This is a genomic window from Vibrio sp. 10N.222.52.B7 (genome assembly GCF_041474275.1).
GTDB classification, from domain to species: Bacteria; Pseudomonadota; Gammaproteobacteria; order Enterobacterales; family Vibrionaceae; genus Vibrio; species Vibrio crassostreae_C.
Window position 1 is genome coordinate 25,409 of the sequence record NZ_JBFRTU010000051.1, and the last position, 23,223, is coordinate 48,631.

Here is a 23,223-nt window from a genome sequence, read left to right on the forward strand (position 1 = left end):
ACGTTAAGTATAGTGATTAGCCGAGCATTTTGCTGTGTTTCTAAGAAGAAATATGAAGGAATAAATTCTGACTGATCAATAACTTAAATCAATCAGGTGAAATGGGTAAGGGTGATGAATAGCTGGGCGAGTCGGTACTTCTTATTAATGACGTTACTGATGGTTAAGGTAAGCACTAGAACGTTGCTCAATCACTTTGAACAGACGCGAAAGCACAAAGCATAAAGCAAAATATACGAAGCCTACAATCAGCCAGATCTCGAAGATCAAACCGGAAGAGTTCGCCATTTCAGTGCCAACAAATGTCATCTCTTGAATCGAAATCAGGGATACAATCGAGGTATCTTTTACTAGAGAAATTGCCTGACCTGCTAAAGGCGGTGTGATGGCCGTTAATACTTGCGGGCCAACCACAAATCGATACTTAGACAACGCCGATAAGCCGAGTGAATCGGCCGCTTCCCATTGCCCTTTAGGAATACTTTCTAAGCCAGCTCGAATCACTTCTGCGATGTAAGCCGAAGAGAGCAAACCAATACAGATAACACCAGACGCCAAGTTTTCCCAAAGGTTAGCAGGACCAAACAGAAAGGCTTGAACAGCGTTAATCTCGCCGTTGTGTTCACGTAAGATACTTTCTAAACCAAGTAATGGAATCAGTTGGTTAGAAACGAAGAAATAGAATATGAAGACAAAAACCAGTGGTGGAATATTTCGAACCAGTTGGATAAAAATCAGTGCAGGCGTACGAAAGAAAGCAATTTTAGAGTGCCTAGCAACGCCAAGTAATGTGCCAAAAGAGAGTGCTAAAACCATGCTCCAAACACTCAAGCGCAGTGTCGCGATCAAGCCTTGGAAAAAGTAAGGAATATTGCCTTGAGAAGGCGGAATGAAAATCAGGGTAAACGCATCTTCCCAGCGCCAATGGTAGTTAATACCAACAGCGGAACGATAATAAAGCCAACCTGCGAACGCGAAAATGATCGCAAACAACACTCCATCTAATAGATTGAGGCGTTGATACCAAGGCTTCGTGTGAAGGTTGGGCTTGGGCGTTGATAATGCGCTAGTACTACTCACGTCATTCCTGTTTAAACAATGATAATTAATATGCTGTGAGAGTGGCTATGAGTTTATAGCTATCTCGGGTGTTTCTTAAAAGACAGTACCAGCAAGGTACTGCCTTGATTGGTTCTTTAGCGTCTAATTGGCAGTTGATTACTGACCTTGAGCAATCTGGTCTTGCCAATCTAGAGTAGAGAACCAGTACTCGTAACGCTCTTTCAACCAACCGTCTTCAGTACGTGCTTTGATCCACTCGTTGAAGAATTCTGTCTTGTCAGTTTCACCTAGGCGAACTGCAAATGCTTCATTACCTTTTGATAGGCGTTCTTCGAATGGAATAAATAGCGTGTCTGCGTTTTTAATCGCTTCATGTTCTGGTTTCGGGCTAGACGCGATAACTGCGTGCGCGTTTCCGTTTAACACTTCTTGGAATGCTTGAGCATCGTCATCGAACTGTAGAACTTTCGCTTTAGGGAAGGTTTCACGAGCCACTTGAACTGTGAACGCACCACGACGCGCAGCGATTTTTACACGGCGAGAATCAAAATCAGAGATTTGTGTATAACCTTCTGCTAGCTCTTTATTCGCCGCCAGTTGGACGCCGGAGTGCGAGTAAGGTTCAGTGAACAATACGCTTTTAGCGCGAGCTTCAGTGATAGACATACCGCCAATGATTACATCAAACTTGTTCGAAAGTAGAGAAGGGATGATGCCGTCCCATGCCGTCGGTACGAATTCAACTTTCCAGCCAGAATCTTCAGCAAGACGTTTTGCTACATCGATTTCAAAGCCAACAAGATCGCCTTGTTTGTTACGCATCGCCCAAGGAACAAATGTCGACATACCAACGCGTAGAGAGCCACGTTCGTTGATTTTGTCTAGGTTAGGCGTTTCAGAAGCAAGTGCAGGCAAACTGACGGCAAGCGCAAGTAGGGCTGTAATTGCGGTTTTAAATAGCTTCATGCTGATAAATCCTTATTGTGTTCGCCAGTTAGCTCCGAGCTTATGCTCAAGCCAAGCTGCAAAGGCAGAAAGTGAAAGTGTAAGTGCAAGGTAAATGATCGCCACAGAGAACCAAATCTCAAATGGCATCGCGGTTTCAGAAACTATGTTTCTGGCTTCGGTTGTTAGGTCAAAGATAGCCATGACACTCACAATCGAAGAGTTTTTGATAAGAGAGATCACTTCATTAGTCAAAGGTGGCAAGGTGCGTTGCACCACCTGAGGAAGAATCACATCCCAGTAAGTATAGGTCTTTGATAAACCCAAAGATTGAGCTGCTTCAAATTGTCCTCTCGCAATACCATTTAAACCAGCACGGAAGATTTCGGCGGTGTAAGCACCTTGGAAAAGTGCCAAGGCCAAAACGGCAGTGCTAAAACGATCCAGCCCTAATACGGGGCCAAATACAAAATAGAGCAAATAAATTTGTACTAATAACGGCGTGTTACGAATCAACTCAACATAGCTGGTGGCTAAGGTGCGTCCAACCACCGAATTGGAGTTTCGCAATAGGGCTGTGGTTAAGCCAATCACCAGCGTTGCAACCAAAGAAATCAAAGAGATATTGATGGTAACTAGTAGCCCTTCAACTAATTCTGCAGGCCACCATTCACCATCTTCATAGAAAGCAATATAGTCCGGCACACGCTCCCATTGCCAGCTGTATCCCATGGTTTGTGCACCAGAGTCGAGAATCCAAACAACAGCAGCCGCCAGTACAACAATCTGTACCAAAGCAGATAGGGCGGGTTTAATAATTCGAATCAACATCAATAAGTCAGGATCTGATTTAGGAACGCTTGAGTACGTTCATGTTGAGGGGTTTCAAAAAGCGATTGTGGAGTATTCGATTCCACAATTTGTCCTTCATCCATGAAGATAACGCGGTCGGCCACTTGTTTTGCAAAGCCCATTTCGTGGGTCACACACACCATAGTGATGCCTTCGCTCGCCAGTTCAACCATCACATCGAGCACTTCGTTGATCATCTCCGGATCAAGCGCTGAAGTGGGTTCGTCAAACAAGAGTAATTCCGGCTTCATACACAGCGAACGGGCGATAGCCACGCGTTGTTGCTGGCCGCCAGAAAGTTGCACTGGGTATTTGTTGGCTTGTTCTGCAATGTGCACACGCTCTAGATAGTGCATTGCTATCTTCTCGGCTTCTTGTTTGCTTTTTTTAAGCGTACGAATTGGCGACAGAGTTAGGTTCTCAAGCACGGTAAGATGGGGGAATAAATGAAAGTGCTGAAACACCATTCCGACTTGGCCCGGTGTGTTGAACTTACTCGGGAGTACTTGTTCTAGCACGGAAAGTTCGCCACTTTCGAAAGGTTCTAGCTGATTGATACAACGGATCAATGTTGATTTACCCGAACCAGACGGCCCGCAAATCACCACTATCTCTCCTTGTTCAATATTTAAATCGATATCCTTTAGGGCATGAAAATCACCATACCACTTGTTAAGTGACTTAAACTTAACCATTTCCTTGAGATTGTTCAAATCGTTGTTCATACCTAGTAAAGAGACAGGTTTACCTTAACAATATAGAAATATGATTGCACATAAAATTAGGGACTTATGAGAATTTAATAGCATCTTGTAGGGCAAATTAAAAAGCAGCGCCCAAAATGAACGCTGCTTCTGTTGTACGAAAGAAAAAAGTAATGGGTTCAGTCAGATGTGAAAATTCATCGTTGTATGACCACTATCTTTACTTTCTCTCTATTTTCCCGATTCTTAGTGAATCGCAGACTCTAGAATCTCACGTGTTTTCTCTGGCGTGATTGCTTGATTCTCACCAAGTTGTAGGTAGCCGTGTGATTCAAGTTGAGCGACAACATTGTCAATCGCCGTTGCTTTGTTTGTTTCGTAGCCGTCAAACATGGTTGCTACGTCTAGGCTGTGGTAGAACGCTTCGATTGCAGCGATTGTGCGTTCTGCTAAATCAGCACCCGCTTCTAGGCCAAATACGTTACGACCCATTTGCTCTAGCTTGCCACGTTTTGCTTCGATTTGGTTACGAAGTAGTGAAGGTTGAACAATCGCAAGCGAACGTGCGTGGTCTACGTGCCATAGTGCTGTGAATTCGTGGCCAATCATGTGAGTTGCCCAATCTTGAGGAACACCCGTACCAATTAGGCCGTTAAGCGCTTGGTTTGCTGTCCACATTAGGTTTGCACGCCATGCGTCGTTGTCACGCTCGTCGTATTGCTTACCCAGTACAAGTAGGTTCTTAAGCAGTGTTTCCGCGTAACCGTCTTGAACCATCGCGTCTGTTGGCATCGTGATGTATTGCTCACACACGTGTACCCACGCATCAACTAAACCGTTGATCAATTGGCGCTCAGGTAGAGACTTCATTACATCTGGGTCCATAACCGCAAACTTAGGCTGTACTGCAGGGTTAAGGAAAGCAAGCTTCTCTTGAGTCGCTTTACGCGTGATTACCGCACCCATGTTAGATTCAGAACCTGTCGCAGGAAGTGTCAGTACCGCACCGATTGGCGTCGCTTCAGTTACTTGGTGTTTGCCCGTTAGGATGTCCCAACCGTCGCCGTCATATTTAGCCGCTGCAGCAACGTACTTAGAGCCGTCGATTACTGAACCACCGCCAACAGCGATAATGAATTCTACGTTTTCTTCTTTAACAAGAGCGACTGCTTTGTCTAGCGTCTCTTTGGTAGGGTTTGCTTCAACGCCAGAGAACTCGATCCAAGAGTGATCTTTCAAAGATTCTACAACTTGGTCGTAAACACCGTTGCTCTTGATTGAACCGCCACCATAGATGACCAGTACTTTCTTCGAAGTATCAACCGCTTGGCTGATAGCGTTGATTTGGCCTTGGCCGAAATGGATAACAGTAGGGTTAACGTAAGTAAATTGCATCAGAGATTCCTTGTGTAAAGCGAAATTTGTTATTTTGGTTTATTGCTCAATTTCTATATTTGCATATTAGTACAGTAATCTAGGTCAATGAAGAGCTGTTCCTCCAAATAAATTGCCTATTTCTACAAACTTGATATTCTTCCTCTGCTTTAGCTTACTTACTCTTAGCACTTGGAATGGAAAGTCGCCACTTATGAAAACACTCGCTCAGTTGTTACAGTCATATGTAGAACACAAAGGTTGGGATGATCTCGAAGGGATCAGAGAAACTGAAATTAGCGGCGTGTGGTTGTATAGAAGCAGTGGAGGGAATCAGCGTCAGCCATTTACTTACCAGTCTGGCATTATCATGCTCGGACAGGGTAAAAAGAACATCTACATTGGCGAAAGGCCAGTGACTTACGCTGCAGGTGATTATCTTGTGGTGGGTGTGCCAATGCCGTTAGAGTGCGAAGCCTTGCCTGTTAATGGTGAACCATTGCTTGGCTTGTCGATTAGCATTGATTCTCAACGCTTGCATAGCTTAGTCAAAAAGCTCGAAGATCAAGGCTTCTTAGAGAGCTACTGCAACAAGCACAAACAGAACTCGAGTGGCTTAGAATCGACGCCAATGGAAGAGCAAATGCTAGAGAGCTTTACCCGATTGGTGAAAACGCTGCATTGCGACATTGAGGCCAACATATTGGGCGATGCCATGGTAACGGAGATTGTCTACCGCGCATTAACCGGTTCAGAAGGGCGTGTGCTGTTTGATTTAGCTCATCATGATGGCCATTACGCACGTGTTGCCAAAGCGCTGTCTAAAGTGCATGAAGAGTACGACCAAACCATCACCGTTCAATCGCTTGCTGACGAAGCCAACATGAGCGTGTCTGCCTTCCACAATGCATTCCGTAATGTCACCTTTGAATCACCTCTTCAATACTTGAAAAAGGTTAGACTTAATAAAGCCAAAGAGCTGATTCAACTAGAAGGCCTTCGTATTAGTGATGCTGCACGTCGAGTCGGTTACTCCAGCCCATCTCAATTTAGCCGCGAATTTAAGCGCCACTTCAATACTACTCCAAGAGCGGTTTAGTTCTTCTTTCAACGAAACTATGTGTTGAGAGCTATAATGCCAAAAGCTATGGTGACGATTGCTCATATTTGTTGAATTATATGAGTAAATGTATCTAATCATAGGCATTGTCAGATTGTAGGTATTTGATTCTCGAATATATTATTAACGTACTTATATAAAATAAGCTCTCGAAAATAATTAATTAAATAGCCTAAGAGTTTATGCACAGGTATAGGGGAGAAACTCACTAACTTAGCTATTAACGAAGTTTTAGTGTGAACAACCTATCAAATATTATCTAAAATTCTGGAATTACTCACCGTACTATCAGAGAGAGTATTCAGGATTATTGAATAGACTTAAAATTAAAGATAATTTAGCAGTTGATAAAGCCTAGTACGACGGATAATTAGTCGTTTGATGACTAATTATTCTGTAACTTGCTGATTTATAGTCAACTGAGAGTCTGATGGATATCACGTTTACCCTAAAATAATTCACTTAACATGGCGCTACTTTAATCATTCTTCCAAATACGATTGTTAAATATAAATACGTATACCTATTTTATTTAAAGGATAATACCGATGAGTAGCGATATCATTAAAATTTCAAGAAACACTGAAAACGCACCAATTAATTCTGTATCTACACAAACGGTCGCTTTTTCTCATTATAATAACTTTTCTGCTCAACTTCCGATTGACCCTAAAACGGGTGAAATAGTCATCGGTGATATTAAAGATCAAGCAGCACAATGTTTGAATAATATTAAAGCGATTGTTGAAAGCATCGACCATGTTATGGATGATGTCGTGAAGATTAATGTTTTCGTTAAGAATATTTCTGATATCGATGCTATTGATGAAGTTTACAAAAACTTCTTCCACAACAGCCTTCCAACACGCACTGTCGTGGGTGTCACTGCACTGCCAAGCAGCGATGCGCTGGTTCAAATGGATGCGCTTATTTCTAACGGTGAAGGCACTAAACCACAAGCTCCTTGCGCGCTAATTAAGGTCTCAAGAAATACGGATAACGCACCTCAAAGTGCTGTGTCTACGCAGACTGCAGCCTTTTCTCACTACAACAATCTTTCAGCTCAGTTGCCTATAGATGTAGCCACAGGTGAGTTGGTTGATGGTGGTATCAAAGCGCAAACAGCGCAATGTCTATCAAACATTAAAGCTATTTTAGAAAGCATCGGACACGTCATGAATGATGTGGTTAAAACGACTATCTACCTAAAAAATATCGCAGATGCGGAAGTGGTAAATGAAGTATGTGCTAAATTCTTCCCAAGCTACGTTCCTGCTCGTACTGTTGTTAACGCAGCTGAATTACCAATGGGTGCTTTAATTCAAATTGATACATCCATTTCACATGGCGACGGTACACCGCCGCAATTACCAGAAGACACTCGCTTACTGGTTATTGAAACCAATAATACTGTTTCTGCACCATTCATGCCTTATTCGCATACTGTTGCTTTCTCTCACTACAATCATATTTCAGCCCAATTACCTTTAGATCCGAAAACAAATGAAATCGTTGCTGGCGGGGTAAAAGAACAAGCGGAACAATGTTTAAACAATATTAAGGCGATAATTGAAAGCGTTGACCATAGCATGGACGATACGGTGAAAATTAATATTCAACTTAAGGATATTTCAGATATTGATGTGGTAAACGAAGTCTACACCACATTCTTTAATGCTGAGCTGCCTGCAAGAACGGTAGTAGGGGTTTCAGAAATCCCAATGAATGCTTTAGTACAAATTGATGCTGTCGTTTCTAACTGTGAAGGGACACCTCCACAAGACGTTGTTGCATAAATCAATTGAACCCTTCTCGATAATATCGATCAGATCTCGGTTTAGCTTCCAAATAGGGAGCAAACTCAACAGGCCGAGATCTGATCCGTTCACTTCATTACTCAAGTCCATCGAAGCGACACACCTAAGCTTATCCCGTAAACATGGTATTTATAAGGTTGAAGTGTTTTAATATGAAAAACAGACGCTTAACGTAATAAAGAAAACCAGTTTATGCAATTTCGAGCCATTTTACTGCTATGCCTTACCCTAATAGGGTGTTCGTCCAATCAAGAGTTGGTACCCGACCCAACAACCATCACGCTATTTTATGGTGATACATCCATCGCCGCAGGTGTTTTAGAGGATAAAACATTCAATTCAGTCCTTGCCGATAGGGTTGAAAGCGTTACGTTTTCGGGCTCAATATCAAAGCAAGACTCAGGCTACTTTGTCGATATGTTAGTGATTCGAGAAACAAAAGAGCCACGTTCCACACGACAGCTGAACACCTCGCTTCTAATGAAACCGGGAGAGTTAGTAGATGTTGGCGGCGTGAATAACGATGTGTTCAGGGTAATCCTCGAGTAACAAAAATAAAGTGTTCAATTAATCTGATTTTTTGCTTTACCTCAACCTAACTTCAAGTCTTAAGCTTCTCTTACTGATTAAGAAGGAGCTTATTATGCAAAATAACTACGTAAAAGAACTCGCCGTTAAAACTTACCAAGAAGACCTTCAAAAAGAGTACGTTAGATCTAAAGCTCAGCCATTCCACGCCCCAAGTTTTATCGGTGGGGTGCTGTTGTCAGTTGTGCTGGTGGGGCTGTTTTAATTTATGCAGAATTTCTGATCCATTGCCAACTCTCAACATATCTATTTGCTGCACTTTAATGCTTAAGGCACAATCTCTTAGGTTGAATTGTGACGCTAATGTCGAGAGGAAGTGAAGTATGGCAAGTCCAAGAGTATTAAAGTCACAGATTACTGATATTACCTGTGGCGAGAATGTCACTATCATCGAGCCAAATAACGTTTATGGCTGTGAGCTTAAAGATGATGTGTTCGTTGGCCCCTTTGTTGAGATTCAAAAGAACACCGTGATAGGTGCGAGAAGCAAGATTCAATCTCACACCTTTATCTGTGAGTATGTGACCATTGGAAGTGACTGCTTTGTTGGTCACGGAGTCATGTTTGCCAACGACTTATTCAAAGAGGGAAAGCCAGATCCTAATCCTGAAAGTTGGGGGCGTACCTTGATAGCTGACAACGTCACGATCGGTTCTAACGCTACGGTTCTGTCTGTCAGCATTTGCGAAGGTGCAGTAATCGGCGCGGGCAGTGTGGTAACGAAAGACATTACTGAGAAAGGTATCTATGCAGGTAACCCAGCCAAGAAATTGAGAGGTTTACCGTAACCGTATTAATAAGCCGTGGTTCATGAATCATAAGGTGCGGCTTTTTAGGGAAACATTAGAGTATTTGTCATGGATGTATTTTTACACTTACTTCAACCGAATGACGCGAGTGCGCTTTTGGATTTTGAGGTCGAAAATCGAGAGTGGTTTGAGCAATTTATTCCAGTTAGGGGTGATAGCTTCTATTCAAATGCAGGTGTGACTGAGCAAATCACCAGCTTTCTAACTGAATACGAGAATGGTGAGATGATTCCTATGTTGATCAAAGATGCCAATGGCACTGTCTGTGGAAGAATCAACATCCGCGATATCGACCAGATCGCCCATAGTGGAGAGCTAGGGTATCGAGTAGGTAGTTCCTTTGCTTCAAAAGGCATTGCGTCTAACGCAGTAAAGCAGTTTCTACTCTATTTGGAGGAACAGACCAACCTTAAATATGTTGATGCCTATGCGTTAGTGGGCAATATCGGTTCCAACAAAATCTTATCCAATACCGGTTTTGAATTGGTCGAGTATGTTGAGAGCTACGCGGTGTTTAAAGGAGAACATCAAGATGCTAATTATTATCGTAAGGTTTTAGCTGACTAGGTGACTATCAGTGCCTTATACATTAGAAGCTGGCAGCGTCCTTCTAGCCAGCTTCGAGTCTTTTTATTTAAAGGTTTAAGGTTACTTCTAGGTTTGGCCACTTCTAGATTTACGGTTACTTCTGAGGTTTGTTATGTTCGATTACGCTAATCGCGATAGCCAAAAACAGGATATCTTTCACTAGGAAGAAGTTAGTGACTAAGATGCCATCCGATACTTTCCAAGCGTTTGGCGTTGTAACCAGGAAGCTAAGTGTCACAACAAAGATAGCCGATGCAGCAATGCCTGAGTAGAAAGCTACTGTCGGCTTCTTAAATCCAACGATCAATCCAATCGCGACGATGATCTCCGCGCCACCCACCATGTTAGACACAGCTTGTACTGAGAACAGATTGTAAAGCCAGTTCATTGCAGGATGATTCGCGATTAGCGGTTCAATGAGCATCGCTTCAGTTGGCGTAAACTTATAAATTCCAATCCAAGCGAGCACTAATGCTACTCCAACCACTCCAAGGTTATATCCCACATTACTCTGTTTTAAATCATAGGTTTGAACATGCATAAAAGTACTCCATTTAATAAAATCCTTGAATATGACCGCAAGAGTTCAGATTAAATTTCGCATTGAGAATAATAATTAATATATTTATCTAGAGATTTGACACGTGGCGACTTATTGTCTCGATAGGGGCTTAAAGGCTAGTGATGTTGAGAACCAAAGCAATGGGGAAGCGATAGTGCTGTTCAAAAGGTACCGCGAGTTTTCCAATTTTTGTTTTCAATATTCGCGATTTGGATTAGATTACGCTGATGTTCACCCTAATTATAAGAAGAGTATAACCAGTGAAAATTCATAGAATTAACCCGACCAAACGTTGGTCTGATGTAACTGTTTTTAACGGTATTGCAAGCTTTGTGGAAGTGGCAGAGACGGATACAACAGCAGGAATTAAGAGTCAGGTTCAGCAAATCTTCGAACAAGCCGAAGAAATGATGAGTTTGGTAGACAGCGACAAATCTCGCGTATTGTCAGTGACTATTTATCTCACGGATTTCGCTAACTTTGATGCACTCAATGAAGTTTGGGAAGCGTGGTTCCCTGAAGGCTGCGCGCCAAGCCGTGCATGCGTGAAAGCAGAACTTGCTAATCCTGAGCTACTGGTTGAGATGTCGTTTATGGTTGCTGCGGGTGAAAAGTTTCAATAAGCCGAACTATCGGTTGAAATAAGCTTCGTAGATAGAAGTAACGAACAGATAAAACAAAGCCACTCAGGTGAATCACTTGAGTGGCTTTTTAGTGTTCTACGCTACCCGAAACTAAATCGGGTCAGGTATTAAGCGATACCTTGATCTCTTGCCATCTGCTTCGCGATCTTCGGCGCGTGCCATAGACACGGGAGCAAGATAAACGATACCGGAACCGCTGTGATTACAATGAACGACTGTAGAGCGGAGATGCCGCCTGAACCCATTGAGATAAGTGCGATCGCTACCGCACCCATGATGATACCCCAGAAAGTACGTACCGCTGCGTTTGGCTCTGTCGTACCCGTCATTACCACACTGATGGTGTAAGTCATTGAGTCACCTGTTGTCACGATGAACGTGGTCGTCAGGATCAGGAACAGAATTGCAATCAGAGTTGGGAACGGCAGTTGCGCGGTAATTGCTAGAAGAACCGCCGGAAGGTTGAAGCCTTCGAACGCACTAGAAATCACACCTGGGTTCTCTAATTCAAACGCTAGACCACTACCACCAACGATGCTGAACCAGAAACACGTTACAAGCGGTGCAACGATGCTAATAGAAACGATCATTTGGCGAATAGTACGGCCACGTGAGATACGAGCAATGAAGATCGCCATCATTGGGCCATAACCTAAGAACCAACCCCAGAAGAACACAGTCCAGCCACCTAGCCATGCTGTATCTTGGCGGTATAGCGCCATTGGGATGAAGTTATCAACCATTTCGCCCATACCTTGCAGGTAGCCATCAACGATGAAGCTCGTTGGGCCAACAAGAAGGATGTAGCCGATTAGACACACAGACAAGATGATGTTGTAACGGCTTACCAGTTGGATACCTTTGTTCACGCCGCTCAAAGCAGAAAGCGTGTACATTGCGATAGCAAAGATAATAACAACACTTTGAGTTGCAAAGCTGTCTGAAATGCCAAACAGTTCGCTCAGTGCGTAGCTGATTTGTAGGCCAAGGAAGCCGATAGGGCCGATAGTACCTGCGGCTACAGCCACGATGCTGCATGCGTCGACAACGTTACCAACCCAACTGTTAATCGCTTTGTCGCCAAGTACTGGGTAAAGCAGAGTGCGAGGCTTAAGAGGAAGGCCTTTGTCGTAATGCAAGTGCATTAACACGATGGAAGACAAACCACCTAAGATTGCCCATGCAAGGAAACCCCAGTGCATGAAAGATTGTGATAGAGCATTGAACGCCATCGCTTGAGGATCTGCGTTGCCATACAGTGGCGGAGCTGAAACAAAGTGAGCGATAGGCTCTGCGGCTGCCCAGAACACACCACCGCCGGCTAGCAGCGTACATAGGACGATAGACATCCATTTAAAGGTGGTCATTTCAGGTAGGGCAAGCGTTCCTAAGCGAACGTGGCCGGTGCGACCTAGTGCAAGCACTAAACCGATAATGAAGTTGAGAAGTAGTAGGACTTGCCAGAAAGCACCGAACCACTTAGTTGAATAACTAAAGCCGATGTTTACAAGTTCGGACAACACGGAGGTGTTGGTGAAGGCTAGGATGACAAAGAGGGTTAAAAAACTGCCACTAAGCCAAAAGACTGGGTTTCCGAGTTCCAGTTTTTCACCCAAAGATTGAGCTTTATTGAAATCGATAGAAGTAGATTCTGCGTTGATGTTTTCGTTGGCGACTTGCGTCAAGTTGGACATTATTTCTTCGCTATATTTGGCTCTTTCGAGCCTATGTATTTCTCCCACACTTGCATTGGAAATGTGAGGTTCGTCAAAAAAATCCGCGATACTACCACAATTGTTAAGAAAAAGTGGGCAAATTTAGAAAAGAAATCAGTTCTACGGCGAAATCAATCCCTTTTGGTTAGTTTTAAAACGAAATTTCAGAACGAACAAATAAAGCAGATATGAATAGAGTTTTGTAATTAAGGATACGAATTAGGCGATATTTTTTAGCGTACCGAAATAAATTTAATATTAGTTGTTCGTGCAAAATAAGTGTCGACTCATTGCATGCTATAAACAAATTAATGCGAGTCATTTTATAAATATCGAATATTTTAGGTGTTAAATTGGCACTGTTACCTACAGTTGTTTTGCGAAGAGATTTAAGTGATGAGAAATATGACACTTAAATTAAGCATCTTGAAACAATAACTTAAGGGACAGCTAACATGCACCTAAACCAAGGAAGAGTGGCCAAGAAAGTTTTTACACTCAGTACTCTCACCGCGTCATGCTTAATGGCGTTCAACAGCTACGCGGCTGTGGATTGTTCAACGTTAGAAGCGTGGGATTCCGCCACGGTGTACACCGGTGGTGATCAGGTTTCACATGACGGCAGCGCGTACTCAGCGAATTACTGGAATCAAAATAACAACCCGAGCCAATTTGAGGGTGACTATGCACAATGGAAAAAGATTGATGTGTGTAGTGGTGGCGGAGGTGGCGGTACGCCAAATGAAGTACCAACGGCTTCATTAACGGCACCCTCTGCTTCTGACGTGATTACTGAAGGCGATAATGTTGTATTGAGTGCAACAGCACTAGATTCTGATGGCAGTGTGGCTTCGGTTGAGTTCTTTGTTGATGGCGCATCTGTTGCGGTAGTCACAGCGGCACCTTTCGAAGCGACTTGGGCTGCAACGTCGGGTAATCATCAGGTTTCTGTTGTTGCAACGGATAATGAAGGCGCAGCAAGTGTTGCAAGTGCGGTTTCTGTTTCTGTTGATTCAGCACAACCAGGGAATGAAGCACCGACAGTTTCAGTTGCACTTTCAGTGACATCTGTTGATGTTGGTGGTGTAGTCACACTGACAGCAACGGCAGCAGATAGCGATGGCACGGTTGATAAGGTTGATTTCTACGTAGCGGGTGCTGTTGTGGGCACTGCTGCAACGAGCCCTTACACGTTAGATTACACAACAACTCAAGCGGGTTCTTTAGCGGTTTACGCGAAAGCAACAGACGACCAAGGTGCGACTGCAGATTCTGCGTTGGCATCTTTGACCGTGAACGGCGCTCCAACAGTGAGCACATGTCGCCCTGATGGCTTATATCAAACTCAAGGTGTCGATGTTCCTTACTGTACAATTTACGATGATGAAGGCCGTGAGAAAATGGGCGCAGACCATCCCCGTCGTGTCATTGGTTACTTCACAAGTTGGCGTGCAGGGGATGACCCACAAGCTGCTTACCTAGTAAATGATATTCCTTGGGAACAACTCACACACATTAACTACGCTTTCGTGAGCATCGGTTCAGATGGCAAAGTAAACGTCGGTGATGTAAACGATCCAAATAACGCAGCGGTTGGTAAAGAGTGGCCGGGTGTGGAAGTTGATCCGGCATTAGGCTTCAAAGGTCACTTCGGTGCATTAGCGACAGCGAAGAAAAAACACGGCGTGAAAACGTTAATCTCAATCGGTGGTTGGGCTGAAACAGGTGGTCACTTCGCGACTGATGGCAGCCGCGTGGCTGATGGTGGTTTCTACACCATGACGACCAATGCTGATGGTTCTATCAACCATCAAGGTATCGAAACATTCGCGACTTCAGCGGTCGAAATGCTGCGTAAGTACCAGTTCGATGGTCTAGATATCGATTACGAATACCCAACTTCTATGGCTGGCGCAGGTAACCCATACGACAAAGACTTCATGGAGCCGCGTCGTCAATATCTGTGGGCGTCGTACCAAGTGTTGATGAAAGTGCTACGTGAGAAGCTCGATGCGGCGTCTGCGCAAGATGGCAATCACTACATGTTAACGATCGCAGCGCCTTCTTCTGGTTACCTATTACGCGGTATGGAAACATTCGATGTAACCAAGTACCTCGATTACGTAAACATCATGTCTTACGACCTTCACGGTGCGTGGAACGATCACGTAGGTCATAACGCAGCCTTGTTTGATACGGGTAAAGATTCAGAGCTAGCGCAGTGGAACGTATACGACACGGCGGCTTACGGTGGTATTGGTTATCTGAACACGGATTGGGCTTACCATTACTTCCGTGGTTCTATGCCAGCAGGCCGTATTAACATCGGTGTGCCTTACTACACTCGTGGTTGGCAAGGCGTAACGGGTGGTGAGAATGGTCTTTGGGGCCGAGCAGCACTGCCAAACCAATCTGAATGTTCAGCGGGTACGGGTGAAGGCGAGAAAAACAACTGTGGCCATGGCGCTATTGGTATCGACAACATGTGGCACGATACCGATCCAAAAGGTAACGAAATGGGCGCGGGTTCTAACCCTATGTGGCACGCGAAGAACCTAGAGAAGGGTATTTGGGGCTCTTACGCTGAAGCTTACAAGCTTGATCCTGTGAATGATCCTTCAGATGTTCTAACGGGCACTTACACGAGAAACTACGACAGTGTGGCGGTTGCCCCTTGGTTGTGGAACGCAGAGAAGGGCGTATTCCTTTCAACAGAAGATAAACAGTCTATCGACGTGAAAGCGGACTACGTTATCGACAAAGAGATCGGCGGCATTATGTTCTGGGAACTAGCAGGGGATTATAACTGTTATGTTCTCGATGCGAATGGCAACCGAAGCTCTATCGATACGACTGAGCAAGCGTGTAACAGCGGTAACGGTGAGTTCCACATGGGTAACACCATGACGAAAGCTATCTACGATAAGTTTAAGTCTGCAACACCATATGGAAACAAAGTAGCGACGGGTGCTATTCCAACAGAAGCGCTAGATATCGCGGTATCGGTTGGTGGCTTCAAAGTCGGTGACCAGAACTACCCAATCAACCCTAAGATCACGTTCACGAACAACACAGGGCAAGCTCTTCCGGGTGGAACTGAGTTCCAATTCGATATCCCAGTATCTGCACCTGATAACGCGAAAGATCAATCGGGTGGTGGTTTGACCGTGATTGCTTCAGGTCATACTCGCGCGGATAACATCGGTGGACTAGATGGAACCATGCACCGAGTGGCGTTTACGTTGCCGACATGGGAAGAGCTTCCTGCTGGCGGTGTGTATGAGTTAGACATGGTGTATTACTTGCCAATTTCTGGCCCTGCTAACTACGCGGTGAATGTCGGTGGCGTTGATTACGCGTTTAGCTTCGAGCAGCCAGATCTACCATTAGGTGATATCAGTTCAGGTGGCGGTAACCCTGGCGATGGTGGCACCAATCCAGGTACATGTGATACGGCAGGTTTAGCGGTTTACCCAGACTTACCTCAGAAAGATTGGGCAGGTAACCCAAGCCATGCAAACACAGGAGACCAAGTGGTTCACAACGGTAGTGTTTACCAAGCAAACTGGTGGACAAGTTCTGAACCGGGTAGCGATGGTAGCTGGACTCAAGTTTGTTCTTAATTTAATGCTAAGCAAACTATTTATAGACAATAGAGTGTAGTAATAGGTAATAAACACAAATGCTTTTAAGTCTATCTATCAGGAATTAGTATCAATTAAGTAATCAATCTAGACGTAAAATCAAAAAGCCGAACTGAATCCAGTTCGGCGTTTTTGTTATAAGTCACAGATTACGTATAGAAACCCTTAAAAATATCGACACTCGTTCAGTAAAAAATAAAAACATGATATAAAACAGTCTGTATATAAGAGAAGTCACAGCGTTACCTGAAATTATAAATCTACGGGGTAATCTTGAAAGTCAGACGTAAATACATTCTTAATTTTTCAATTGCGCTCGCCGTCGTGTCGATGATTCTTTCTGCCTTTCAATTTAATCGAACTGAAAGGTCATTGTTGGAATCTAACCAACTGTTTTTTCGTACGATTGTGAACGCGAGTTACGATATTGTCGACACCACAGTTAATGAGGCGATAAAGACATATCTTAAAGGAATTACGGATACCGTTGCGTCTCATGTATGGCATACCACGGCAGAACAAGAAGTTGAACAGGTAAGCCAAATTGCCCGTGAATTGCATATTGGACAATCGGGTTATATCTATTTGATGTCACCCCAAGGCGTCCATCTCTACCATCCATTCTTGCAAGGTCAGAAGCGTGGGCATCTTACTCATATCCAAAAACAGCTCACTATTGACTCTGGCATGATCGAGTACTTTCACGCTAACCCTCATGAGATAAGCCGCAGAGCCAAAGTCGCTTATTCGATGAGGCTACCGAGTGGTAATACTTTGGTTGCGACGACCTATAAAGAAGAATTGATGTATTTGGTCGATCTTGAAGGTTTAAAAGATAAACTTAGAAAGTATGCGTTTGGTGATAGCGGATATGTGTACATTGTCGATCTGCAGGGTAACTTAGTGCTTCATCCAGATTATGAGCACAAATCATTGAAATCCTTAATAGGCTACTCGTCTGAACTGCTTATTGATCGAATCGCCACCAAACCAGAAGGTCAATTCAGTTACTCGATTTCCAGTGATAGTGGCACGACCAACAAAAAAATCTTCTATAAGTTTTACCCTTATCTTAATTGGGTCATTTCTGCAGGTATCTTAGAGCAAGAGCTTAATCGAAATCATAGCCTATTGTTTATTAGCTTGATGGCTTTGGTTGTAAGTTTGTTGAGCATTATTGTCGTGTTGGTGCTTTACCTGCGGCATCGTCATCTTAGAATCTTGGATGTGGCAAGCCTCGATTACCTTACTGGGCTTCCTAGTCGACGGAGTTTTATCGAACAGCTAAAACTGAAAATTACTCAAAGGTCGCCTTATCCGCTAACAAATGTCGGTGTCATTTTGCTGGATATTGACCATTTCAAGCGGGTGAACGATCAATATGGTCATGCTCAAGGCGATAGGTTTATCTGTGAGGTCGCAAAATCACTGAAGAGATTTGTTAACCGTCGTCGTTTGATTGCACGCTATGGCGGTGAAGAGTTTATTTTGGTGACGTTTGATTGTGATGAACATGAGTTATTCGAATTATCAGAGGCGTTACGGTTATGTGTTGAGCAACTTCAAGGCTTAGTGTCGCCAGTAACAATCAGCGCTGGTTGTTGCCATGCTCAAGCACTGACTGACATTGAAACCGCTATCGATAAAGCCGACAAAGCGCTTTATCAAGCAAAAGAGAGTGGACGTAACAACACTCAAGCGTATCGAGAGAACGAATATCACGTTGCTTACATGTGATCGGTTGAAAGCCTCATTGAATTGAAAAGTTTTGTTCACACAAATCGAGCTCTTGAGAACGACAAACACAAAAAAGCCCAAATAGATCGCTCTATTTGGGCTTTTTCAGAATTATTTGAAAGGCTAATCGTTAATTTAAGCTTTCGCTGCTTTCATCGCTTCCGTTTTTTTTTCCTTTTGCATTTTTGCAAGGAAGTAGATGTTTACACAAGCGATAAAGCCGTTGGTGGCTGCAACTGGCCATGCGTCAATCATGATGCCGTATGCTGTGAAGAGTGCACAGCCAATAAAGTTAAGGACACGCAGACGAACGATATCTTTCATTGTTAATGAAATTGCGACCATAATAGACGCAGCGTAACCTAAAATTTCAACCATATTGAATTCCATTGTTTGACCCTCTTAAATTTGCCGATACTTTGTCGGTACCAATTCTTCTCTTCATGAGATGATTGAGGAAGCTCCGTGCCTCGAATGGTCTGGTTTTGTTTAACGGGGAGAACTATACCAACTCTGTTTTTGTGATTAAACCCCCAAAACAGACAGAGGTGAAGGTTAGCGATTACGCAAACGTTTAATGACCTTTCTATTAACATAATTACTATTTATGTTGGATGTTGAATTGATAGTTATTCTTATATAGGTAAGGAAGCCTCGAATGATAAAACGATCCATTTGTGCAACAAAAAGGATAAAAAAAGCAGCACTATTGGCTTTGATGGCTATTGGGCTGACCGCATGCTCTACGCAAGAAATACCACCCACACACAATTATGGTGTGGTCACTAGCGGTGACTTTGGTTTCATGAAACACGGCGTGATGACGTACTCCTGGCACCCTGAGTCAGAAAAGGTTTACCTTTCTCAAAAATACGATGAAACCGTGGTAACCGATTTAGTGCGTGATTCGATTCAAGAACAGCTCTCAAGTAAAGGTTATCAGTTAAAGCAGGATGGTGTCGGTGATGTTGTTGTAGGCTTTGGATTAGCGGAAGAATCGGAACTGAACGATGAGTCTATCTTCGATGCGATTAAGCTATCTACTGGTGTGCCATTTTACGATGGTGAAGGTAAAGTCGCGGAGAAAGGGTCGTTGTACATTGCGTTTTTCGTACCTAACTCAGAGGTCGTACAATGGCAAGCATTAGCACAGTCTGGCATCCAACCTGATTTAGAGCCAAGCGAGAGCAAACAGCGTATTACTGGCTTTGTTGAAATGTTATTTAGACGCATGCCTGAGCGATAGTATTAGGCGTTGAATGCATTCGTGGAGTAAATATTAGTTGTGGAAAATATGGTCAGATCGCAGATTATACTTTTTTATTTGTAACGAATGGTACAAATACGTAAAGCAACGTAAAGTTCGCGCTTCTTTTGCTAGCATTTGTCTATACTGCTCAAAACGTTAACTTAGGTTTGATTCAATGAAACTGTTTTCCAAATACTCTCTCCCTCTATTAAGTATATTCATTGTAAGTAACGCCGCGATGGTAAGTAATGCAGCTATCGCAGCACCTTCTATAGTACCAAGCCCACCTAGCCTAGGCGCAAAAGGGTATGTGTTAATTGATTTTAATTCTGGTGATGTGCTGGTAGAAAAAAACGCACATACGAAGTTAAACCCAGCAAGCTTGACCAAACTGATGACCAGTTATGTGGCAGGTCAAGAGATGAAGCGAGGCAACATCTCTGCCGATGATCAGGTACGAATCAGTGAGAACGCGTGGGCGAAGAACTTCCCAGACTCTTCAAAAATGTTCATCGAAGTAAACACCGATGTAGCAATGATGGATCTTTATCGTGGCTTGATTATTCAATCCGGTAATGATGCTAGCGTTGCGATTGCAGAGCATGTTGCAGGCTCACAAGATGCATTCGTTGACCTGATGAACTCTTGGGCTACCTCTCTGAAGCTAGAAAACACCCATTTTGCCAATGCACATGGTTTGGATGCAGACGACCTCTATTCGACTCCTTACGATATCGCGTTACTCGGTCGTGCCATTATTCGTGATTTACCGGATGTGTATGGCTTATACAGCGAACGCTCTTTCAGTTACAACGGCATCACTCAACATAACCGTAATGGCTTGTTGCGTGATAGAAGCTTAACCGTTGATGGCATGAAAACGGGCTACACCTCTGGTGCTGGCTACAGTTTGGCGAGTTCAGCGACACAAGGTGAGATGAGACTTATCGCGGTTGTGATGGGCGCATCAAGCGTTAAGAGCCGTGAATCAGACAGCAAACAGCTGTTGAGCTACGGTTTCCGTTTCTTCGATACACTAAACCCGCATAAAGGCGGCGATCAAGTGGCTGAAGAGAAGGTATGGTTTGGTGAGCAAGACACATTGAAATTAGGTGTGGCAGAAGACACGTTCATTACGTTGCCTAAGTCAGACAGTAAAAAGCTGACTGCATCTATCGAGCTTAACTCTGAACTGAAAGCGCCAATTGCAGAAGGTCAAACTCTAGGTGTGGTTCATTACACCGTTGATGGCGAAGATGTTCAAACTCAGCCTTTGATCGCGCTTGAAGCGGTTGAACAGGGCGGTTTGTTCAAACGTTTAATAGACTACGTTAAGCTGTTCTTCGCGAGCCTGTTCTAAATAGAGCCTGTGGCGATAAGCCGCGCTGAAAAGTCGAAATATTATGGGTGTTGTGAGTGAATCACAGCGCCCTTTGTTATTTCTACATCAATGAAAACGCCGCGCCGCACTATCTTTATTAGCCGTAGCGGGCGGTTTCGATTACTATACGCAAAATTTAGCAGTGTAGTCACTTATGACGATAGATATAAAGAACGTAACCGAACCCGAAGTAACCTGTGCAAATTGTCAGGCATGCTGTTGTCGTTTAGAGGTTATGATCATCACAGATACGGGCGTACCTGAAGAGCACATCGCTTATGATGAATGGGGCGGTGAAACCATGAAGCGCTTAGACGACGGCTGGTGTTCTGCGGTAGATAGAGAAACACTGATGTGTACTATCTACGAAAACCGACCATGGATCTGTCGCGAGTTCGAAATGGGCTCTTTCGAATGTGTTGACCAGCGCAAAGATGTGATGGGCTAGGCGTCTGCAGTATTGAACTCAGTAACTAAAGTACGCTAATGAACTGTGATAATCACATTAAAATTAAATATCAGGGTTCTATACCTTAAGCAGTTGTAGAACCTTGATGCGTTTTATGAGATCAAATATTGAGTGAGATAAGAGTCTTAGCTCGATAAGTTAGAGTTTAGAACTCGGAAGGCACTTCAAACTCCATCCATTCACCGGTTGTCGGGTGAATCAACTTTAAGTAGCCAGCGTGCAGGTGTAAGCGCTCGCGTTTGTATCCGTATAAGTCGTCACCACGAATAGGTACAGCAAGCCCTAATGGATGAGCACAGTGCACTCGCAGCTGGTGGGTTCGCCCTGTTTTAGGGTACAAGTGAACCTTGGTTTTGCCATTGTGAGTGCTAACCACTTGCCAATGGGTCTCTGCATTTCGGCCGTGTTGGTGACAAACCAGTTGTCTTGGTCTGTCCGTGATGTCGCCGCGCAAAGGAAGGCTGATATTGCCAGATTCGCCCGTTATCTCGCCATCTAACAAAGCGGTGTAGCGTTTCTCTACGGTTCTATTAATGAACTGCTTCTGAATATGCTTGTTTGATTCCGCCGTGAGCGCCAAGATCAACAAACCTGACGTCGACATATCCAACCTATGGATAATCAAAGGACCAGTCGCATCCGGGTAACGCGCTTTTATGCGGGTATAAACTGAATCTTCGATGAACTTACCGGGAACCGACAAGAACTCTTCAGGCTTATTGACGACTACGATTTCATCGTCTTCATAAACAATATTAAAAGACTTACCAACCGCAGGGTTCACGATAAGCGGGTTATCTTCTAGCTCTATGCCACTTAACTGGTGTTCGAGGATCTCAAAGCTTTTACTCTGACAAACAGGGTAGAGGTTTGCGTGTTGTCGAATGATGTCTGTAGGCGGTAATCCCCACCAAAACTCAGATAATGCTAACGGCTTGAACCCGTGTTCAAACGCAAAGTTAAGCAACTTAGGTAGGCAGCAGTCACCAGAGCCTTCAAGCGCGTCTTTACCATCGAGCAACTCGAGTAAATTCTTAGATTGCTTGGCTTGATTGATAAAGCGATAGTGAGAGAGGCGTTGAGTTTCCAACTGTTGTGAAACTGCTTGGTGATCTTGCTTACGGTTTTTCAGTTCGCTTTCAATCAAATCAATTTGTGATTGGCGCTCTGCGATCTTCTGTTTCCACTCAATACGAAGTGCTTTTAGGTCACGTTTCTCTTGGCTACTTTGATTGCCCAGTTGTTTGAGCAAATTCGCCGCTGACTCTAGATTCCCTAATGCTTTTTCTTGATTGGCTTGTTCTCTGAGTTCGTTACGCTGAGCTTTGTTTGCGGCCATTGCTAACAGAAAGGCTTCGATAGCTTTTGCTGATTCGATTTTTAACCCTTCAAGCTCGGCCAATAATGTGTCTAGATTGTGCGACTGTTGCAGCTTTTCAATGTCGTCCGAGAGCTGCAATTGTCGAGCAAGGTTCGCACTGTTTTGAGATTGAAACTGTTTTGAATCGAAGGCTGGTGGAACAAAGTGAATGTTGTTTAACTGAGAGACCAAAGCCGGATCTAACTGCAAGCCTGAAAACGCAGAAAGGTAACCTAACCCTTGTGTGGTTGGATTCTGAACAAGAAGCACAGCGTAGAGATTACCTTGCGAGGTTTCATTCACACCACAGTCGACAAGTGATTGCTGAAGCTGCAGCATAGCGAATTCACACACAGGGTGCGGGGTATAGTAATACGGAAACGTAAAACGAGTCGGTAGCGCTAAATCGACATTCGTGTTTGCTAGGTGCAGAGGTGTGTATTGAGCGAGGTTTGTTGGCATTAAGATCAAACTCTATGGCTGTTCAGTTAGAGTTCGGTATTGTTGTCGAAATGAAGACAAATGAGAAGCCAAAGCAGAAGATAAATCGGCTTTGGCTTCATTTAGTTTCTTGTGTTTACTCTAGCAAGCACGTGTTTGAGT

At 43.8% G+C, this 23,223-nt stretch carries 21 protein-coding genes; 12 read left to right on the forward strand and 9 right to left on the reverse strand.

The genetic code is table 11. From position 1 onward, the window contains the following. Positions 1–153: 153 nt before the first annotated feature. From AB4512_RS14160 to AB4512_RS14180, 5 genes are all read right to left on the reverse strand, one after another. Complete coding sequence (locus AB4512_RS14160) at positions 154–1,080, reverse strand: amino acid ABC transporter permease (RefSeq protein WP_102428564.1); 927 nt, start codon at positions 1,078–1,080, stop codon at positions 154–156. 138 nt (positions 1,081–1,218) lie between these two features. Next, positions 1,219–2,028 carry a transporter substrate-binding domain-containing protein gene (locus tag AB4512_RS14165; protein ID WP_017062665.1) on the reverse strand — a complete coding sequence of 270 codons (810 nt, stop codon included), beginning with the start codon at positions 2,026–2,028 and terminating at the stop codon, positions 1,219–1,221. 12 nt (positions 2,029–2,040) lie between these two features. Next, positions 2,041–2,838 carry an amino acid ABC transporter permease gene (locus AB4512_RS14170; RefSeq protein ID WP_372152140.1) on the reverse strand — a complete coding sequence of 266 codons (798 nt, stop codon included), beginning with the start codon at positions 2,836–2,838 and terminating at the stop codon, positions 2,041–2,043. After that, positions 2,838–3,584 (reverse strand): amino acid ABC transporter ATP-binding protein, encoded by a 747-nt coding sequence (locus AB4512_RS14175; RefSeq protein ID WP_102333483.1) that lies wholly within the window; start codon positions 3,582–3,584, stop codon positions 2,838–2,840. The genes AB4512_RS14170 and AB4512_RS14175 overlap by 1 nt, the downstream gene beginning before the upstream one ends. A 225-nt stretch (positions 3,585–3,809) precedes the next feature. After that, positions 3,810–4,958, reverse strand: coding sequence for an iron-containing alcohol dehydrogenase (locus tag AB4512_RS14180; RefSeq protein ID WP_048615371.1), 1,149 nt, complete (start codon positions 4,956–4,958; stop codon positions 3,810–3,812). A 193-nt stretch (positions 4,959–5,151) separates the two neighbouring features. Here AB4512_RS14180 and AB4512_RS14185 point away from each other — a divergent pair, with 193 nt between their 5' ends. The 6 genes from AB4512_RS14185 to AB4512_RS14210 all read left to right on the forward strand — a co-directional run bounded on the left by AB4512_RS14185 (position 5,152) and on the right by AB4512_RS14210 (position 9,838). Beyond that, on the forward strand, positions 5,152–6,036 hold the full coding sequence (locus tag AB4512_RS14185) for an AraC family transcriptional regulator (protein WP_017067592.1): 885 nt from the start codon (positions 5,152–5,154) through the stop codon (positions 6,034–6,036). A 569-nt stretch (positions 6,037–6,605) separates the two neighbouring features. After that, positions 6,606–7,853 (forward strand): RidA family protein, encoded by a 1,248-nt coding sequence (locus AB4512_RS14190; RefSeq protein ID WP_017064467.1) that lies wholly within the window; start codon positions 6,606–6,608, stop codon positions 7,851–7,853. Positions 7,854–8,066: 213 nt separating this feature from the next. Then, complete coding sequence (locus tag AB4512_RS14195; RefSeq protein WP_372133709.1) at positions 8,067–8,423, forward strand: hypothetical protein; 357 nt, start codon at positions 8,067–8,069, stop codon at positions 8,421–8,423. A gap of 94 nt (positions 8,424–8,517) precedes the next feature. Continuing rightward, complete coding sequence (locus tag AB4512_RS14200) at positions 8,518–8,667, forward strand: hypothetical protein (RefSeq protein ID WP_017062658.1); 150 nt, start codon at positions 8,518–8,520, stop codon at positions 8,665–8,667. Between the two features lie 118 nt (positions 8,668–8,785). After that, entirely contained in the window at positions 8,786–9,250 is a 465-nt protein-coding gene (locus tag AB4512_RS14205) for an acyltransferase (RefSeq protein ID WP_372152141.1), read from the forward strand. Between the two features lie 69 nt (positions 9,251–9,319). Further along, positions 9,320–9,838, forward strand: coding sequence for a GNAT family N-acetyltransferase (locus tag AB4512_RS14210; protein WP_372152142.1), 519 nt, complete (start codon positions 9,320–9,322; stop codon positions 9,836–9,838). Between the two features lie 115 nt (positions 9,839–9,953). Here AB4512_RS14210 and AB4512_RS14215 read toward each other — a convergent pair whose 3' ends face one another. Further along, positions 9,954–10,400 carry a DUF417 family protein gene (locus tag AB4512_RS14215; protein WP_017064470.1) on the reverse strand — a complete coding sequence of 149 codons (447 nt, stop codon included), beginning with the start codon at positions 10,398–10,400 and terminating at the stop codon, positions 9,954–9,956. 281 nt (positions 10,401–10,681) lie between these two features. Between AB4512_RS14215 and AB4512_RS14220 the strand changes: the two genes are divergently transcribed. Beyond that, entirely contained in the window at positions 10,682–11,044 is a 363-nt protein-coding gene (locus AB4512_RS14220; RefSeq protein WP_017062654.1) for a RidA family protein, read from the forward strand. Positions 11,045–11,172: 128 nt separating this feature from the next. Here AB4512_RS14220 and AB4512_RS14225 read toward each other — a convergent pair whose 3' ends face one another. Beyond that, positions 11,173–12,759, reverse strand: coding sequence for a BCCT family transporter (locus tag AB4512_RS14225; RefSeq protein WP_017072212.1), 1,587 nt, complete (start codon positions 12,757–12,759; stop codon positions 11,173–11,175). Positions 12,760–13,235: 476 nt separating this feature from the next. On the opposite strand from AB4512_RS14225, the gene AB4512_RS14230 reads away from it, so the two are divergent. Both AB4512_RS14230 and AB4512_RS14235 read left to right on the forward strand, forming a co-directional pair. Further along, positions 13,236–16,403 carry a chitinase C-terminal domain-containing protein gene (locus AB4512_RS14230; RefSeq protein WP_372175075.1) on the forward strand — a complete coding sequence of 1,056 codons (3,168 nt, stop codon included), beginning with the start codon at positions 13,236–13,238 and terminating at the stop codon, positions 16,401–16,403. 294 nt (positions 16,404–16,697) lie between these two features. Beyond that, positions 16,698–18,161, forward strand: coding sequence for a diguanylate cyclase domain-containing protein (locus AB4512_RS14235; protein ID WP_372175076.1), 1,464 nt, complete (start codon positions 16,698–16,700; stop codon positions 18,159–18,161). A 135-nt stretch (positions 18,162–18,296) separates the two neighbouring features. On the opposite strand, the gene AB4512_RS14240 is transcribed toward AB4512_RS14235, so the two are convergent. Further along, positions 18,297–18,551, reverse strand: a complete 255-nt coding sequence (locus AB4512_RS14240) for a YgjV family protein (protein WP_017068159.1) — start codon at positions 18,549–18,551, stop codon at positions 18,297–18,299. A 268-nt stretch (positions 18,552–18,819) separates the two neighbouring features. Between AB4512_RS14240 and AB4512_RS14245 the strand changes: the two genes are divergently transcribed. The 3 genes from AB4512_RS14245 (at position 18,820) to AB4512_RS14255 (ending at position 21,239) form a co-directional block, all read left to right on the forward strand. Next, positions 18,820–19,407, forward strand: coding sequence for a DUF4136 domain-containing protein (locus AB4512_RS14245; RefSeq protein ID WP_372175077.1), 588 nt, complete (start codon positions 18,820–18,822; stop codon positions 19,405–19,407). A gap of 178 nt (positions 19,408–19,585) precedes the next feature. After that, on the forward strand, positions 19,586–20,770 hold the full coding sequence (locus tag AB4512_RS14250) for a D-alanyl-D-alanine carboxypeptidase family protein (protein WP_017064476.1): 1,185 nt from the start codon (positions 19,586–19,588) through the stop codon (positions 20,768–20,770). A 175-nt stretch (positions 20,771–20,945) separates the two neighbouring features. Further along, positions 20,946–21,239 (forward strand): YkgJ family cysteine cluster protein, encoded by a 294-nt coding sequence (locus tag AB4512_RS14255; RefSeq protein WP_080582263.1) that lies wholly within the window; start codon positions 20,946–20,948, stop codon positions 21,237–21,239. Positions 21,240–21,405: 166 nt separating this feature from the next. Here the strand turns inward: AB4512_RS14255 and AB4512_RS14260 are convergent, their stop codons facing one another. Then, positions 21,406–23,082 carry a pseudouridine synthase gene (locus tag AB4512_RS14260; protein WP_372175078.1) on the reverse strand — a complete coding sequence of 559 codons (1,677 nt, stop codon included), beginning with the start codon at positions 23,080–23,082 and terminating at the stop codon, positions 21,406–21,408. Positions 23,083–23,223 lie beyond the last annotated feature (141 nt).